Source organism: Collinsella sp. TF12-2AT (assembly GCF_003436735.1).
In the GTDB taxonomy this organism is placed as follows: Bacteria; Actinomycetota; Coriobacteriia; order Coriobacteriales; family Coriobacteriaceae; genus Collinsella.
The window spans coordinates 82,233-97,676 of sequence record NZ_QSQK01000003.1 but is presented as its reverse complement, the minus strand read 5'-3'; the positions used below and the strand labels follow the sequence as shown (position 1 = coordinate 97,676).

15 protein-coding genes are annotated in these 15,444 nt (G+C 61.0%); 4 read left to right on the top strand and 11 right to left on the bottom strand.

Going from position 1 to position 15,444, the window contains the following annotated elements:
* Window positions 1–126: 126 nt before the first annotated feature.
* The 4 genes from DXD24_RS03520 (at window position 127) to gltA (ending at window position 4,596) form a co-directional block, all read left to right on the top strand.
* Window positions 127–1,113: a ribose-phosphate pyrophosphokinase gene (locus tag DXD24_RS03520; RefSeq protein ID WP_089573682.1), complete on the top strand. Its 987-nt coding sequence runs from the start codon at window positions 127–129 to the stop codon at window positions 1,111–1,113.
* Between the two features lie 239 nt (window positions 1,114–1,352).
* Window positions 1,353–1,982: an aminoacyl-tRNA hydrolase gene (gene pth / locus DXD24_RS03515; protein WP_171025267.1), complete on the top strand. Its 630-nt coding sequence runs from the start codon at window positions 1,353–1,355 to the stop codon at window positions 1,980–1,982.
* Between the two features lie 374 nt (window positions 1,983–2,356).
* Window positions 2,357–3,196 carry a sulfide/dihydroorotate dehydrogenase-like FAD/NAD-binding protein gene (locus tag DXD24_RS03510; protein WP_006235793.1) on the top strand — a complete coding sequence of 280 codons (840 nt, stop codon included), beginning with the start codon at window positions 2,357–2,359 and terminating at the stop codon, window positions 3,194–3,196.
* On the top strand, window positions 3,187–4,596 hold the full coding sequence (gene gltA / locus DXD24_RS03505; RefSeq protein ID WP_089572633.1) for an NADPH-dependent glutamate synthase: 1,410 nt from the start codon (window positions 3,187–3,189) through the stop codon (window positions 4,594–4,596). The genes DXD24_RS03510 and gltA overlap by 10 nt, the downstream gene beginning before the upstream one ends.
* 458 nt (window positions 4,597–5,054) lie before the next feature.
* On the opposite strand, the gene DXD24_RS03500 is transcribed toward gltA, so the two are convergent.
* The 11 genes from DXD24_RS03500 to purF all read right to left on the bottom strand — a co-directional run bounded on the left by DXD24_RS03500 (window position 5,055) and on the right by purF (window position 15,206).
* Entirely contained in the window at window positions 5,055–5,678 is a 624-nt protein-coding gene (locus tag DXD24_RS03500) for an AAA family ATPase (protein WP_022094991.1), read from the bottom strand.
* Between the two features lie 167 nt (window positions 5,679–5,845).
* Complete coding sequence (locus DXD24_RS03495) at window positions 5,846–6,484, bottom strand: amino acid ABC transporter permease (RefSeq protein ID WP_055285379.1); 639 nt, start codon at window positions 6,482–6,484, stop codon at window positions 5,846–5,848.
* A 3-nt stretch (window positions 6,485–6,487) separates the two neighbouring features.
* Window positions 6,488–7,234: an amino acid ABC transporter permease gene (locus DXD24_RS03490; protein ID WP_035136546.1), complete on the bottom strand. Its 747-nt coding sequence runs from the start codon at window positions 7,232–7,234 to the stop codon at window positions 6,488–6,490.
* 25 nt (window positions 7,235–7,259) lie between these two features.
* On the bottom strand, window positions 7,260–8,135 hold the full coding sequence (locus tag DXD24_RS03485) for a transporter substrate-binding domain-containing protein (protein WP_082435536.1): 876 nt from the start codon (window positions 8,133–8,135) through the stop codon (window positions 7,260–7,262).
* An 8-nt stretch (window positions 8,136–8,143) separates the two neighbouring features.
* Entirely contained in the window at window positions 8,144–8,875 is a 732-nt protein-coding gene (locus DXD24_RS03480; protein WP_055251548.1) for an amino acid ABC transporter ATP-binding protein, read from the bottom strand.
* Window positions 8,876–9,139: 264 nt separating this feature from the next.
* Window positions 9,140–9,583 (bottom strand): GatB/YqeY domain-containing protein, encoded by a 444-nt coding sequence (locus DXD24_RS03475; protein ID WP_089572631.1) that lies wholly within the window; start codon window positions 9,581–9,583, stop codon window positions 9,140–9,142.
* A gap of 54 nt (window positions 9,584–9,637) precedes the next feature.
* Window positions 9,638–10,858 (bottom strand): peptidylprolyl isomerase, encoded by a 1,221-nt coding sequence (locus DXD24_RS03470; protein ID WP_117646162.1) that lies wholly within the window; start codon window positions 10,856–10,858, stop codon window positions 9,638–9,640.
* 135 nt (window positions 10,859–10,993) lie between these two features.
* Window positions 10,994–11,458: a PTS sugar transporter subunit IIA gene (locus tag DXD24_RS03465; protein WP_117646161.1), complete on the bottom strand. Its 465-nt coding sequence runs from the start codon at window positions 11,456–11,458 to the stop codon at window positions 10,994–10,996.
* 125 nt (window positions 11,459–11,583) lie between these two features.
* Complete coding sequence (gene purN / locus DXD24_RS03460; protein WP_117646160.1) at window positions 11,584–12,285, bottom strand: phosphoribosylglycinamide formyltransferase; 702 nt, start codon at window positions 12,283–12,285, stop codon at window positions 11,584–11,586.
* Window positions 12,275–13,378 carry a phosphoribosylformylglycinamidine cyclo-ligase gene (purM, locus tag DXD24_RS03455; protein WP_117646159.1) on the bottom strand — a complete coding sequence of 368 codons (1,104 nt, stop codon included), beginning with the start codon at window positions 13,376–13,378 and terminating at the stop codon, window positions 12,275–12,277. Before purM ends, purN begins: the two co-directional genes overlap by 11 nt.
* A 157-nt stretch (window positions 13,379–13,535) precedes the next feature.
* On the bottom strand, window positions 13,536–15,206 hold the full coding sequence (purF, locus tag DXD24_RS03450; RefSeq protein ID WP_055251559.1) for an amidophosphoribosyltransferase: 1,671 nt from the start codon (window positions 15,204–15,206) through the stop codon (window positions 13,536–13,538).
* Window positions 15,207–15,444 lie beyond the last annotated feature (238 nt).

Below are 15,444 nucleotides of genomic sequence, written 5' to 3'. Positions count from 1 at the left end.
ACCGGATGAGTGGTCGGTTCGTGTCCGTTGGCGGTAAAGACGTTATCAAGACCCGATAAACCCCGCCGCGCGGTTACAATGCAACAAGGCATCTATATGGCATTCGATGTATAAAGGAGAAGGGTAATGCCGATTAATGATCCCGAGAAGTCGGAGAATATGCGCAAGTCCATCCGCGTGTATTCCGGTTCCTCCAACCGTCCCCTCGCTCAGAAGATTGCTGAGTACCTTGGGGTCGAGCTTTCGGGCCTTACGCTAAAGCAGTTCGCCAATGGTGAGATTTACGCCCGCTACGACGAGACCGTCCGCGGCGCCGACGTCTTCCTGATTCAGTCCGTGGCCGGCGGCAACGTCAACGACATGCTCATGGAGCTGCTCATCGCCACCGACGCTGCCAAGCGCGCATCCGCCCGCTCCATCACCGCCGTTATCACCCACTACGGCTATGCCCGCCAGGACCGCAAGGCCGGCCCGCGCGAGCCCATCACCGCCCGCCTCGTCGCCAACCTGCTCGAGCGTGCCGGCGTCAACCGCATCATCACCCTCGACCTGCACCAGGGCCAGATCCAGGGCTTCTTCGATATCCCGGTTAACCACCTGTCCGCACTGCCGCTATTTGGCCAGTACTACAACGACATGCACTTCGACACCGACAACCTGGTTGTCGTCTCCCCCGACGTGGGTCGCGCCAAGGCCGCCAAGAAGCTGTCCGACATGCTCGGCTGCGACCTGGCCATCGCCCACAAGGGCCGTCCGCGCCACAACGCCGCCGAGGTCATGGGCATCATCGGTGACATCAAGGGCAAGACCTGCATCATCAACGACGACATGATCGACACTGCTGGCACCCTGTGCGCCAACGTCAAGGAGCTCAAGGCTATGGGCGCCGGCGACATCTACGTCTGCGCCACCCACGGCATCTTCTCCGGTCCGGCCATCGAGCGCCTGAACGATGCCCCCATCGTCGAGTGCGTCGTCACCGACGCCATCCCCGTCGAGGTCGGCGGCAAGATCAAGACTATCTCGGTCGCCGAGGAGTTCGCTCAGGCCATCTCCGCCGTTTACCACGAGGAGCCCGTCTCCACGCTCGTCGGCGGCGACTTCGCGCTGTAGTCGCTTGACCCTCGCATCCCACCGGAAGCCCGGTAGGCCTGCGGGGTTATCACGCCGACGTCCTCGCCGCTTCGCGGCTGCGGGATGTCGGCTTAGATAACCCCTCCCGGCCTACCGGGCTTCCTGCTGTCTCGGGGCAGCTGTTTTCTGAAATGACTTTGCCGTGCCCTTTCCTCGCCTTCGGCGGGCGTGGTAGCCTTTGTCGTTGAACGAACTTCTTATGTAACGAAAGGAAGCCTATGGCAGCTGCACAGCCGCTTAAGATTCGCATGGTTGCCGGACTTGGCAACCCTGGCGATGAGTATGCCGAGACCCGCCACAACGCTGGCTTCAAAGCAATCGACGAGTTGGCCCGTCAGGCCGGTGTCACCTACTGGAAAAACCAGGCAGGCGCCGAGGTCGCGCTCATCAACATCAACGATCCCGAGGAAGAGGGTGGCAAGCGCCAGATCGTGCTGGTCAAGCCGCAGTCGTACATGAACACCTCGGGCGGACCCATCTCCAAGCTCTGCCGCGAGTACAAGATCAAGGCCGAGGAGCTGCTCGTGATTCACGACGAGCTCGACATTCCCGCCGGTGACGTGCGCGTCAAGGTGGGCGGAGGCCATGCCGGTCACAACGGCCTGCGCTCCATCATCGACAAGATGGGCAGCCGCGACTTTAGCCGTATCCGCACCGGCATCGGCAACCCTCCCGGCAAGATGGCCGTGGCAGACTATGTGCTCAAGCAGCTGCGCGCCCGCGAGGCCGAGGACTTCCAGGACACCTGCGCCCGCGCCGCAGATGCCGCCGGTCTGGCCATCGTCCACGGCGTAATCTACGCCCGCGACCACGTCAACGGCGCCGCCTCCGCCAACGGCAAGCACTAAAACCTACCGTTTAGGGACAGGTTTATTTTGGCAGGTTTTATCTGCGGAAACGCCCCGGTGGCCGCATCGCAATAAACCCCGCACCGCCATACACGCATAACACCCCAAAGGGGGCCGGCCTCATCACAACCCGAGGCCGGCCCCCTTTGCCGTTTTGCCTGATAAAACCGACCAAAATAAACCTATCCCTATTTGGTAGGTCGAAGTGGATAAACCCTTTTCCCAACCGCCGAAGACACACGTAAACAGCATGTCCATGAGGGTATAATTTGCACCGTATGTCTGCACAACGCCTGTGCGCGTACGGTTTTACTCGGGCTACCGTCCATTTCCGTGGAGGCACGGTTCGGCGGCCCTAACAAGAGAGGGGTTCTATGTATAAGATCCTGGAGAAGACGCAGTTCTCGGAGAAGGTGTTCAAGTTCCGCATCGAGGCGCCCGCGATCGCCAAGCATGCGCACGCTGGACAGTTCCTCATGGTTCGCGCCAACGAGACGGGCGAGCGCGTCCCGTTTACCCTAGCTGGTTGGAACGGTGACGAGGGCTGGGTCGAGTTCATCTTCATGGTGATTGGCAAGACCACCGAGATGCTTTCCACCTATGAGGCCGGCGAGTCACTGCGCGACGTCGTGGGCCCGCTGGGCGTTCCCACCGAGATGGCCGAGGGCCCCTGCGCCGTCATTGGCGGCGGCGTCGGCCTGGCAATTGCCTTCCCGGTCGCCAAGCACCTGGTCGAGACCGGCCACGAGGTCCACGCCATCATGGGCGCCCGCACCAAGGACCTCCTGCTCATGGAGGACCAGTTCCGCGAGCTCCTCGACGAGGACCACATCCATATCACCACCGATGACGGCTCCTACGGCGAGCAGGGCGTTGTCACCGCTCCGCTGGAGCGCCTGCTGCAGGACAAGGCCGTGAGCCAGGTCTTCTGCGTCGGCCCCGTTCCGATGATGAAGTTCTCGACCCTCACCGCCCAGAAGTACGACACCCCCATTACCGCGTCCCTCAACCCCATCATGGTTGACGGCACCGGCATGTGCGGCTGCTGCCGCGTCGAGGTGGGCGGCGTGACCAAGTTCGCTTGCGTCGACGGCCCCGACTTCGATGCCACCCTGGTCGACTGGGATGACCTTCGTGCCCGCCAGGCCGCTTACCGTTCCGAAGAGGGCGAGTCCCTCAAGGCTTATGAGGAAAAGAGCTGCGCATGCCACTAGTTAACGGTCGTTTCGTTGCCGATATGAAGTCGCCCCGCACCCCCGATAACGAGGAGCCGGCTGCCGAGCGCGCCTGCGACTTCCGCCCCGTCGACAAGGGCTTCACCGAGGAGATGGCGCTGGCCGAGGCCGAGCGCTGCCTCAACTGCAAGAAGCCGTTCTGTGTTGAGGGCTGCCCCGTCAACATCAACATTCCCCGCTTTATCGAGCAGATCCGCGCGAAGGACTTCGGCGGCGCTCTCGATACCATTCGCGAGGACTCCATGCTTCCCGCCATCTGCGGCCGCGTCTGCCCGCAGGAGAACCAGTGCGAGGGCAAGTGCATCCGTGGCAAGAAGTCCGAGCCCGTGGCCATCGGCCAGCTCGAGCGCTTCCTGGGTGACCGCCCCGAGCTCGCCTCCACGCCCAAGATGGCCCCCAAGAACGGCAAGAAGGTCGCTGTCGTCGGCTCCGGCCCGTCCGGCATCACCTGCGCCGGCGAGCTCGCCCGTAACGGCTTTGACGTTACCGTCTTTGAGGCCTTCTTCACCGGCGGCGGCGTGCTGGTCTACGGCATCCCCGAGTTCCGTCTGCCCAAGGCAGTCGTCAAGCGCGAGATTGACGGCCTGGAGGACATGGGCGTCAAGTTTGAGTACAACTCCGTCGTGGGCAACATGGCCACGGCCGAGGAGCTGTTCGAGCAGGGCTTCGACGCCATCTACGTGGCGACCGGCGCTGGCCTGCCCAAGTTCCTCAACGTCCCCGGCGAGAACCTGCCCAACGTCTTCTTCGCTAACGAGTACCTCACCCGCGTGAACCTGATGAAGGCCAACAAGTTCCCCGAGTACGACACCCCCACCAAGCACGGCAAGAACGTCGTCGTCTTTGGCGGCGGCAACGTGGCTATGGACGCCGTCCGTACCGCCAAGCGCCTGGGCGCCGAGCACGCCATCATCGCCTATCGTCGTACCGAGGACGAGATGCCCTGCCGTCGCGCCGAGCTGCACCATGCTAAGGCCGAGGGCGTCGAGGTTCTGCCGCTCGTCTCCCCGCTCGAGTTTGTCGCTGGCGAGGACGGCTCCGTGTGCGCCGTCAAGGTCCAGAAGATGGAGCTCGGCGAGCCTGACGAGTCCGGCCGTCGTCGCCCGGTGCCCATCGAGGGCGCCATCGAGGAGATCCCCTGCGACGTCGCGATCTCGGCTATCGGCACCAACGCCAACCCCTTCGCCGCCAAGATCGGCGGCAAGATGGAGCTCAACAAGTGGGGCTACATCGTTGCCGACGAGGAGACCGGCCAGACCACCGATCCCCGCATCTGGGCCGGCGGCGACATCGTCACCGGTGCCGCTACGGTCATTCTGGCGATGGGCGCCGGCAAGAAGGCCGCCGCTTCGATCACCAAGAGCCTGCTGGGCGAGTAACCACCTGCAGCGCTAGCCATCAAACGGCAAAGTCCCCGTCGCGCACACGCCCGGCGGGGACTTTTTATACCGGCCGCCCCAACCACCACGATGGGGACAGGCACCTTTGCGGTGGTTGGGGACTTGCCCGGTCGCTTTATCTCAATCTGTAACAGTTAGGCCCTGTTGAGCCTTGTAGTTGTTACAGATCGAGATATTGTGCCGGCCGCCCACGCTGCATATCAATCTGTAACAGTTAGAGACCAAATATGCCGCCTGGTGTTACAGATCAAGACGTTGGGCTGACGGCCGAACGGTTCATCTAAATCTGTAACAGTTAGAGCCATTTTCGCTGGCTTGGTGTTACAGATCGAGATTTTGCAAAAGCCGAGGATAGGCACTGCCGCCAAGGCCTTCCCCTCCGCCTAAAACAAAAACCGCCACAAAGGTGTCTGTCCCTTTGTGGCGGTTTTGGTCGGTTAGCCTTCGAGCTGGGCGACTTTGTAGCGGTAGGCAGCGGCGATAACGTCTTTGCAGCCTTCGCGGCCCAGCTTGGCGCGGTTGACGACTATATCCTTACCGCTCGTCATCTTCCACTTTCCGGCGCTGTAACGCTTGTAGAATGCCTCACGCGCCTTCTGCTGCTGCTTGACCAGCTTGGCACCCTTCTTTTTATTAAGGCCACGCTTCTTGCGCACAATCTCGACGCGGTCCTCAAAGGGAGCGGTCACCAATACGGCAATGTGATTGGGGTTGTTACGCAGCAGGTAGTCGGACAGGCGACCCTCGATAATGCAGCTCTCGGTCTCGCCCAGATCCAAAATCACCTGGCTCATCTTTTGGAACAACTTATCCGAGTACGAACGTGCATCGTAGCGGTCGGGCAGAAACGCCATGTTCTCCACGGCCAGACGTTCGTCATAGGCGGCCATCTTGTCGAGCGACTCACCCGCACGCAGCGACGCACGCACTAGCAGCTCGTTATCGTACAGAGGAATCCCCAACTCGTTGGCGAGGATGCGTCCAATCTCGTGGCCCTCGGCACCAAAGTCGCGCGCGATGGTAATGACCACGGGACTCTTCTTATTCTCCAGATCGCTCATCGCGATTCCTTTCTAACAAATGAGAAAAGGGCTGTTTATCTCTTATTCCCACGATACCGTACCTGGGTTTTCCTGGTGCCCAAGATTGGCCTGAAAGAGGAGCGACGCGTACTTTGGTACGCGAGCGACGGTTTGAAGGCCAAGGTTGGGTGCCAGGGAAAGCCAGGCTATGCGGCTACGATGCGGCGTTGGTAAGCTCGGACCAGCAGCGAGATACCAAAGTTGAGCACAAAGTACATCGCAAACACCAGGCCGTAGAGCATAAGCACCTGCGACAGGTCGATCGCATGGGCCATCACGACGTTTGCCGTGTACATGAGCTCGGCCACGTTAATGCCCGAAAGATACGAGCTGTCCTTGATGACGGTCGTGCACTGGCTAAACAGCGCCGGGATGATCGTCTTAAACGTCTGCGGCAGAATGATGTAGCGCATGGTGGCAAAGAAGCCAAAACCCTGGCTCTGCGCTGCCTCAAACTGGCCGCGCGGAATCGAGTTGAGGCCGCCGCGCACGATCTCGGCCATAACGGCGCTGGTAAACAGCGTAAAGGCGATGGTCGAAATCACAATGTCCAAACCCTGCACCGTAAAGTAGATAAACAGAATCCACAGCAGGTTCGGCGTGCAACGGAACAGCTCGATATAGGCGCTCACCAAAATACGGAACGGGCGGGGCGCATAGCTTTTAACAAGCGCCAGCACCGTGCCAAAGATGAGCGAGAAAAAGATCGACAGCGCCGAGATCTCGATTGTCTTAACAAAGCCGCCCCAAATGTAGAGCAGGTTGGTCGCGTTGAAGATTTCCATGCGCTAGGCCTCCTCTACGTTGTCGAGCCCCAGCTCGGCCAGGCTCACGCCACGCGGACGCTCCTTGGAGCGGCGCTCGAGCCACTGCACCAGCATGGCGAGCGGAAAGCAGATGATAAAGTACATAAGGCAGCAGACGATGTATCCCTGCAGGTAACCGTACAGACTCACAAAGTTGTCGGAACGGTACATAAGGTCGCCGCCAGCCACAAGCGCCAGCACCGACGTGTTCTTGACCAAGTTGAGCGCCTGGTTACACAGCGGCGGCAGAATGATCTTGAACGTCTGGGGCAGTACGATGTACCAGTATGCCTGCGCCCGGGTGAAGCCCTGGCTCTGGGCCGCCTCCATCTGACCGCGCGGAACCGCCTCGATACCGGTGCGGATGACCTCCGAAATGTAGGCCGCGTGATACAGGCCCACGCCCAAGAAGCCCAACACGAACGGCGCGATACGCACCGGCTGGTCGGCACCGGTTATGGCCTGCAAAAACTGCGGACCGGCCATGTACATAAAGAGCACCTGTACGGGCAACGGGGTGTTCTGGTAAAACTCCACGTACACGCGACTTATGGCGCGCAGCACGCGCGAGCGAGTGGTAGAGAACACACCCAGCAGCGTGCCCAGCACCAGCGACAGCAGCAGACCGGCAACGACCACCTGCAGCGTCACGCCAAAGCCCTCCCAGAAGGGCCCCATGTTTTGAAATGTCGTCGACCAACGGTCGGCGTCAAATAATCCTTCGAGCATTTGATTCCTTCCTTGGACGATGCGCCTATACAAGACCCCAGGTCTTGACCTCTTGGTCGAGCCAGCCGTCGGCCAGGCGATCGCAAATCACCTGATCGACCACGGCCGAAAGGTCGCAGCCCTTCTTGGTCGCCACGCCGTAGCCCTGCTCGCCAAACTTGACCTCGGGCTGCAGCAGCTCAACGGTCTCGTTCATGTAGCCGGCCAGCGTGGAGCGGTCCATGGCAAAGACGTCGATATTGCCAGCGTCGAGGGAACTCTTGATGATGGGGTAGCCGCTAAAGGCCCTAAACTCGGGCTTACAGCTAAAGCCGTTGTCCTTGATCATCTGCTCGATCAGGCCCTGCGTGGTAGCACCCTGGCTCACGCCAATGACCTTGCCGTCCAGGTCCTCAATCGAGGTAAAGCCCGAACGCTTCTTGACCATGAGTCCCACGTAGTCGGTGCGGTACGGCGTCGAGAAATCCCAGCTCTTCTTGCGCTCGTCGGTGATGGTGTAGGTCGCCGCGACCACGTCGAGTTGGCCGTTATCGATCAGCGGGCCGCGCGTCTTGGGCGTTACGTCGGTAAACTCGACAAGCTCCTGGGCGCGGGCCTCCTTGTAGCTCACGCCAAAGACGGCAGCGGCGATCTGGTAGCACAAATCGACTTCCATGCCCTCAAAGCGGCCCTTGGCGGTGTCGTAATAGCCATAGCCGGGAACGTCCTTCTTGACGCCGGCATTCAGATGACCACGCGACTTAATGGCCGCAAGCTTGGACCCCTTGTCGGAGCCCTCGCCGCTGGTAGAGTTACCGCAACCGGTAAGCGCGGTCCCCGTCAGCGCAAGCATGCCGGCGCCCGCCAGCTGCAAAAAGTGACGGCGCGACACGGCCGCCCTCGTCATATCCGTCATGTCCATCACCGCGCCTAGTGCAGAATCTTGGACAGGAACTCGCGGCAGCGCGGGTTCTCGGGGTTATCGAAGAAGTGCTCGGGCGTACCCTCCTCCAGGATGCGGCCGTCCTCCATAAAGATGACGCGGTCGGCCACCTGGCGCGCAAAGCCCATCTCGTGCGTCACGCAGATCATGGTGATGTCCTCCTGCGCGAGCTCAATCATAACGTCCAGGACTTCCTGGACCATCTCGGGGTCGAGCGCCGAGGTCGGCTCGTCAAACAGGATGATGGGCTGCTTGGTGCACAGGGCGCGGGCGATGGCGATGCGCTGCTGCTGACCACCCGAGAGGTTCTGCGGATACTCGCCGGCCTTATGCGCCATGCCGACGCGCTTGAGCGCGGCGATGGCGATCTCGGTCGCCTCCTCCTTGCTCTTCTTTTGTAGCTTGATGGGCGCGAGCGTCAGGTTGCCCAGCACCGTCATGTTGGGATACAGGTTGAACTGCTGAAACACCATGGAGCTATACTTGCGGGCCATCTCCAGGTGATTCTTTTTGGTGAGCGGCGTACCGTCGATGATGACCTCGCCCGACGTGGGCTCCTCAAGATAGTCGACGCAACGGATGAGCGTCGACTTGCCCGAGCCGGAAGGCCCGATCATTACGAGCTTCTCGCCGCGCTTGACGGTGAGGTTGATATCTTTGAGCACATGCAGGTCGCCAAAGTACTTGTTGAGATGCTTGATCTCGATCATGTCTGCCATGAATGTCCCTTCCCTGCGTTTACACGAGTTGAACTATTGTACGGAAAGAACCACGTTTCCGCAGCCCACACTACATCCCCGTAAAGAACCCGCAACCTTCCGCCCACTCATTGGGCACTCATTGGGGACAGACTTAAATGAGTACCCGGGGAGTGGGCACTCATTTAAGTCTGTCCCCAATGAGTGCCCTTCAGCTGCCATCAAAAAAGGGGCGCGACCGCAATGGTCACGCCCCCTCAACATCAACTATATGCCGCTCGGTCCCTACGCGAGTTTGGCTCCAACGATCTTTGCTGCTGCCGGCTTATCGAAGTTGCCGCCAGTGACCTTACCCAGAGCGCCCATGACCTGGCCCATCTGCTTCTTGGACGTGGCGCCCAGCTCGGCGATGACCTGCTCGATCAGGGCCTCGAGCTCCTCGCCCGAAACCTGCGCGGGCAGAAGGCTCTCCAGAATCTTGACCTGCTCGGTCAGGTTGTCGGTACGCTCTTGGTCGGTGCCGGCCTTGATGGACATCTCCAGCGTCTCGCTCGTCTGCTTAATCAGACGCTTGATCATGCTGTTGACGTCTTCCTCGGTCACATCGCGGCGCTCGTTAACCTCGATATTCTTCACCTCGGCCTTGACCTGGCGAATGATGGACAGGCGAACCTTGTCCTTAGCCTTCATGGCCGCGATCATTTCCTTCTGCAGCTCTTCGTTGGTCATCTGCAAATCCTCTCTAATAGCGTGGGCGGCACTCGCGCGAGCACCGCCCCATGATTACTCAGTCGTCGACGAATCGTCGGTCGAGCTCTTGGTGACGCCCTTCAGGCTCACGTTGTAGGGCACATCCTTGGGCATGGGGTTGACGGTAATGTCGGCGTCTTTCTTGTACTGCTCCAGCCACTCGCTGTATGCAGTACTGGCCGCCTGCGTCTTCACCACGTTGGAAACGTACTTCTTGATGTCCTTGGGCACCTGGTTGATGTCATCAACCTGATTATCGACATGGAAGTAGTCAGTGCATTTGATGATGTGGTAGCCATAGGTCGACTCGATGACTTCGCTCACGTCGCCCTTGTTGAGCCCCTCGAGCGCCGTCTGGTAGCTGTCGACAAAGGTGGTGAGCTTATCCCAGCCCACATCGCCCTTCTTCTCCTTGGAACCGGTGTCCTCGGAGTACTGCTCAACGGCGTCCTCAAAGCTCAGCTCACCGGAGTTGATCTTGTCCAGGCACTCCTGCGCCTTGGCCTTGGCGGCAGCCTTGTCCTCGTCGGAAGCGTCGGAATCAACCTTGATCAGGATGTTCGACGAGCGGCGGGCGTCGTTGTAGCTGGACAGGTTTTCGTTGATGTAATCGACGATCTCGCTGTCCTTGGGCTTGCTCGTGGGCGCGACGGCATCCTTGAGTTTCTGCTGCGCCAGACTCTCCTTGAGCGAATCCTTGTAGGTATCCTCGGTATAGCCGTAGGTCTTGAGGGTCTTCTTAAAGGCCTTGGCACCGCCCGCGCTCTTGCACGCGTCCTTCCAAGCCTTCTCAACCTCCTCGTCCGACACCGTCACGCCGTTCTCCTTCTGTGCCTGTTGAAGCAGAATCTGCTGCGTGTAGGAGTCGATGAGTTGCTTGCGGTACTTCTTGGGCGTGAGGTCGTTGTCGACCAGATACTGCGCCCAGTCCTTGTCCTTGGTGTAGCCGTAGGACGTGCGCATGCTCATGATCTGCTTGGTCACGGTGTCCTCGGTGAGGTTGGTGCCGTTGATAGTGGCAGCAACACCGCCGGTCAGCTTGTAGCCCGAGGTGTCCTCGGCCTGCGACATAAGTCCGGAGCACGCCATGGCCGAGACAGAAAGCAGCATTGCCAGCACGCCAATAACCACCAGGACGATCTTGACGGTCTTGGACACGCGGGTCTTGCGCTGCTTCTTGCGAGAGCTGGAGGCGGCGCGAGCCTGCTGCTCGGGCGTCGGCTCGGGTGCGGGGTTCTTTTTCTTATTTGCCATAGTTGGCCTTTCGCATAACGAATCGAACAAACGCCATTGTGTCACAACGCAGCCCCCGCGGCACGCTTGGTGCATTGGGGACAGGTTAATCTGCACCATTTTGGTGCAAAGGGGACAGCTCTGGCAGCCGGCACCTTAGAAGTGACGGCGGATAGCGTCGACCATGCCCTGGGACGTGGTTTGGCCGAGCACGTCGGCCGCAGCATCGGCGTCCATAAAGATGTTCATGAGAGCCTGCAGGGCCTCGACCTGGCCGCCCGGCTCGGCGATGCCCAGATTGATGACGATCTGCACCGGCACCGGAGCGCCCATGCCAGCCATAGCGTTAAATGTCACGGGCGCGGCGGGCTTCACCACCGCGATATAGGGCTTGGCCACAAACCCCGGATCGGTATGCGGAATGGCAATGTTTGCCGCCGGCATGGCAAGACCCGTGGGATAGGCATCCTCGCGCGTGCGAACGGCGTCGAGCCAACCGTCGGCAATGTGGCCGCGCGGAGCAAGCTCACTCTCGAGTTGCGCAAACACCTCACCCGGCGTCGCACACTCCCAATCAAAAAACACCAGCTCAGGCGTAAACAGCGCTTCGTTATCCGCCATGCGCTCACCTCTCTCACCTAGTCATTCAGGAACGTCCCCGATGACTACCCAAAACAAAAGGTGGCCACGCGCGCCTTGGCGCCAATGACCACCCTGACCACTCAACTAAATTGTACTGTGCGCCGCTAGACGCGGGGCGCATCAATTGCGACCTTGCCGCTCTCCAGCACGTGGACGCGGCCGTCGGCGAGCATCTGCACGACCTCGGGATACAGTACGTGCTCAATCGCGTGGATGTGTTCCTCGAGCGTGTCGACATCCCAGCCCTCCTCGACAGCCAGCGCGCGCTGGGCGATGATGGGGCCGTTGTCGTAGACCTCGTTGGCAAAGTGCACGGTCACGCCGGTCACCTTGACGCCGCGCGCAAAGGCATCGTCGATCGCATGCGCGCCGGTAAAGCTCGGCAGCAGCGCCGGATGCAGGTTCACCACGCGGTTGGGAAACGCCGCCAGCAGCGGCGTGTGCACCATGCGCATGTAGCCGGCCATGACCACATACTCGCAGCCGCGCTCGAGCAGCTCGTGCGCGATGATCTCGTCGGCGGCGATGGGGTCGGCATAGACATCCTTGGACAGCGTCAGCGTCTGGATACCCGCACGCTCGGCACGCTGCAACCCCTTGGCCGAAGGACGGCTCGACACCACGAGCTCAATCGAAGCGTTGAGCTTGCCGGCAGCGATCAGGTCGATCAGCGCCTGCAGGTTGGTACCAGAACCGCTGATGAGCACGCCAATCTTGAGCGGCTCAGCCGTATCAGTGCCGGTCGGACGGGTGTAGGGCACATAGCCCAGGCCCTCACCAGCAGCCATCTGCTCGTTAGCGCTCATCGGAGTACACGACCTTACCGGAACCCTCGACGCACTCGCCCACGCGGAACGGCTTCTCGCCCAGCGCGACCAGGGCCTCGGTCACGGCGGCCTCGTCCTCGGGGGCGACGATCAGGCACAGGCCGACGCCCATGTTGAAGGTCTTGCATGCCTCGTTGGGCGCGAGCTCGGCCTGACGCGACACGTAAGTAATGACGGGCGGAACGTCCCATCCCATCTCGGCGCCGTTGCGGGTGACCACGGCGTCGACGTCGTCGGCGAGCGCGCGGTTGAGGTTCTCGGTAATACCGCCGCCAGTGATGTGGGCGATGGCGTGCACGTTGGCGCCGCCGCGCAGCAGCTCCAGGATCGGCTTGACGTAGATGCGCGTGGGGGCCAACAGAGCGTCTGCCAGCGATGCACCGCCGAGCTCCTCGAGCGGACGGCTCAGCTCCTCGGCCTTAGCGACGGCCTCGGGCGTGCCCGGCTTAACGCCGTCGACGCCAATGACCTTACGCACGAGCGAGTAGCCGTTGGAGTGCACGCCGGTGGAAGGCAGGCCCAGGATCACATCGCCCGGGCGGACGTTTGCGGGGTCGAGCATCTTGGGACGGTCGACGACGCCCACGGTAAATCCGGCAAGGTCGTAGTCGGCAGGAGCCATGACGCCCGGGTGCTCGGCCATCTCACCGCCCACGAGCGCGCAGCCCGCGAGCTTGCAGCCGTCGGCCACACCCTTGATAATCTTTGCCATGTGCTCGGCCTCGATGTGACCGATGGCAACGTAGTCCAGGAAGAACAGCGGCTCGGCGCCCGAAGCCAGAATATCGTTGACGCACATAGCGACCAGGTCCTGGCCAACCGTCTCGTGACGGTCCATGATCTGGGCGAGCACGAGCTTGGTGCCCACGCCGTCGGTACCGCTAATCAGGATCGGGTCTTCCATATCCTTGAGCGCGGCGGCCGAGAACAGGCCGCCAAAGCCGCCGATGCCACCGATAACCTCGGAACGGTTAGTGTCCTTGACCATCTGCTTAATCGCGTCGACGGCGCGACCGCCCTCGGCGGTGTCGACGCCGGCGTCCTCGTACGTCACATGCTTGCTGTCGCTCATCTGAGCCTTCCTCTCCCACTACCGTGGCGCCGCACGGGCGCCAAACGGTGCTCATAGTTGCGTTCATTTCGGCGCGCGCCATAACAGCACGCGCCGTCATATCAACAAAACAGCAGGTAAAACCTACCAAAATAAACCTGTCCCCATATGGCAGGTTTTATGCCTCGCCGTGCTCCTCTTCCCAGCTGCGGTCGTCGTATTTCTCGACCACGGCGTCGTCGTCAAAGTACAGCGGCTTGTCCAGGTTGCGGGGCTTAAAGCCCTCCATAAACTTGTCGCGGCCAAAGCTCTCGGGAATCGCCACGGGATAGCGGCCGGTAAAGCACGCGTCGCAGTAGCCGCCCTTGGGCATGACCTTAAGCAGGCCCTCGACCGAAAGGAAGGCCAACGAATCGGCGCCGATATACTCGCAAATCTCGTCGACCGTCTTGTTGGCGCTGATAAGCTGCGACTGCACGTCGGTATCGATACCGTAGAAGCACGGCCAAATGACCTCGGGCGAGTTGATGCGGATGTGAATCTCCTTGGCGCCGGCGTTGCGCAGCATCTTGACGAGCTGCACCATGGTGGTGCCGCGCACGATGGAGTCGTCGATGACGACCAGGCGCTTGCCCTCGATATTGTCGCGCAGCGGGTTGAGTTTCATACGCACGCCCATGGCGCGCAACTCCTGCGTAGGCTCGATAAACGTACGGCCCACGTAGCGGTTCTTGATAAGGCCCTCGCCAAAGGGAATACCGCTCTCGTGCGAATACCCCTCCGCGGGCGGCAGGCCGGAGTCGGGCACGCCGATGACCAGGTCGGCCTCGACGGGCTCCTCATGTGCCAGCTGACGACCCATGTCGTAACGGCAGGCATAGACGCTCTTGCCGTTCATGATGGAGTCGGGGCGGGCAAAGTAGACCTGCTCAAAGATGCAGTTGGCGGGCTCTTCGGCTGCAGGCACGCCCTGCTCGGATACCAGACCCTCGGCGCTGATGCGCAAGATCTCGCCGGGACGGACGTCACGGACGTACTCGGCACCCACGATGTCGAGTGCGCAGGTCTCGGAAGCAACGACCCAGCCGCCGGCGCGCGTGACACGGACGGCGGAGTCGACCGTCGCGGCGCCGTCCTGCGACGGCAGCTGCGAAACGGCTGCGGCATCGGCCTGGTCCAGACCCTCGTCCACCAGCTTGCCCAGCACGAGCGGGCGAATGCCGTGTGGATCGCGGAATGCGTAGAGCGCTTGCTCGTTGATGAGCGTCATGGCGTAGCCGCCGCGCACGAGCTCCATGGTCTTGCGAATGCCCTCGCGCAGATGGCCTGTACGCTGGGTAAAGTAGCCGATGAGTTTGGTCGCGACCTCGGAATCCGAGTTGGAGAGGAATGGCACGCCCAGCTCGATCAGCTGGCGGCGCAGCTCGTCGGTGTTGACGAGGGTGCCGTTGTGAGCAAGCGCGATAATGACGCTGTTGATGGTAGAAAGATGCGGCTGAGAGGCTTCCCAGCTCTTGGCACCGGCGGTGCCATAGCGCACGTGGCCCACGGCCAGCTGGCCGGAGAGCGTCGACAGGTCGGCGTTGGAGAACACGCGATCGAGCAGCCCCAGGTCTTTGCGGACCATAACCGTGCCGCCGTCACCCACGGCGATTCCCGCCGATTCCTGGCCACGGTGCTGCAGTGCACGCAGGCCAAAGTACGTCAGTCGAGCCACGTCGCGATCGGGCGCCCATACGCCGAAAATGCCACATTCCTCATGCAGCTGGTCGGAGTCCGGATCATACGTCGACATGGTGTTCACCTGTCCCGCGGCACGCTCGGCCGCGCGGATGGTTTCTTGAGACATGGTATCCCCTCAGAGCCTCGTATTTTTGGCGTTACCCGCCTTATTATACGCACGGCGCGACGTGCTCCCCAGCGCATGAGCAGCGCTTTTTAAAAGCCCACCGAGCTAATAATCAGTTTTGTTGCCAAACATTTTATCGGTCTGTCCAGCGTAAGTGCCCGCGCCCCCAGATGGCCGCCGCGTCCGCCGTTGGGGATTACAAAGTTGCAATTGGGACGTTCGTCCTGTCTTTTGGCAG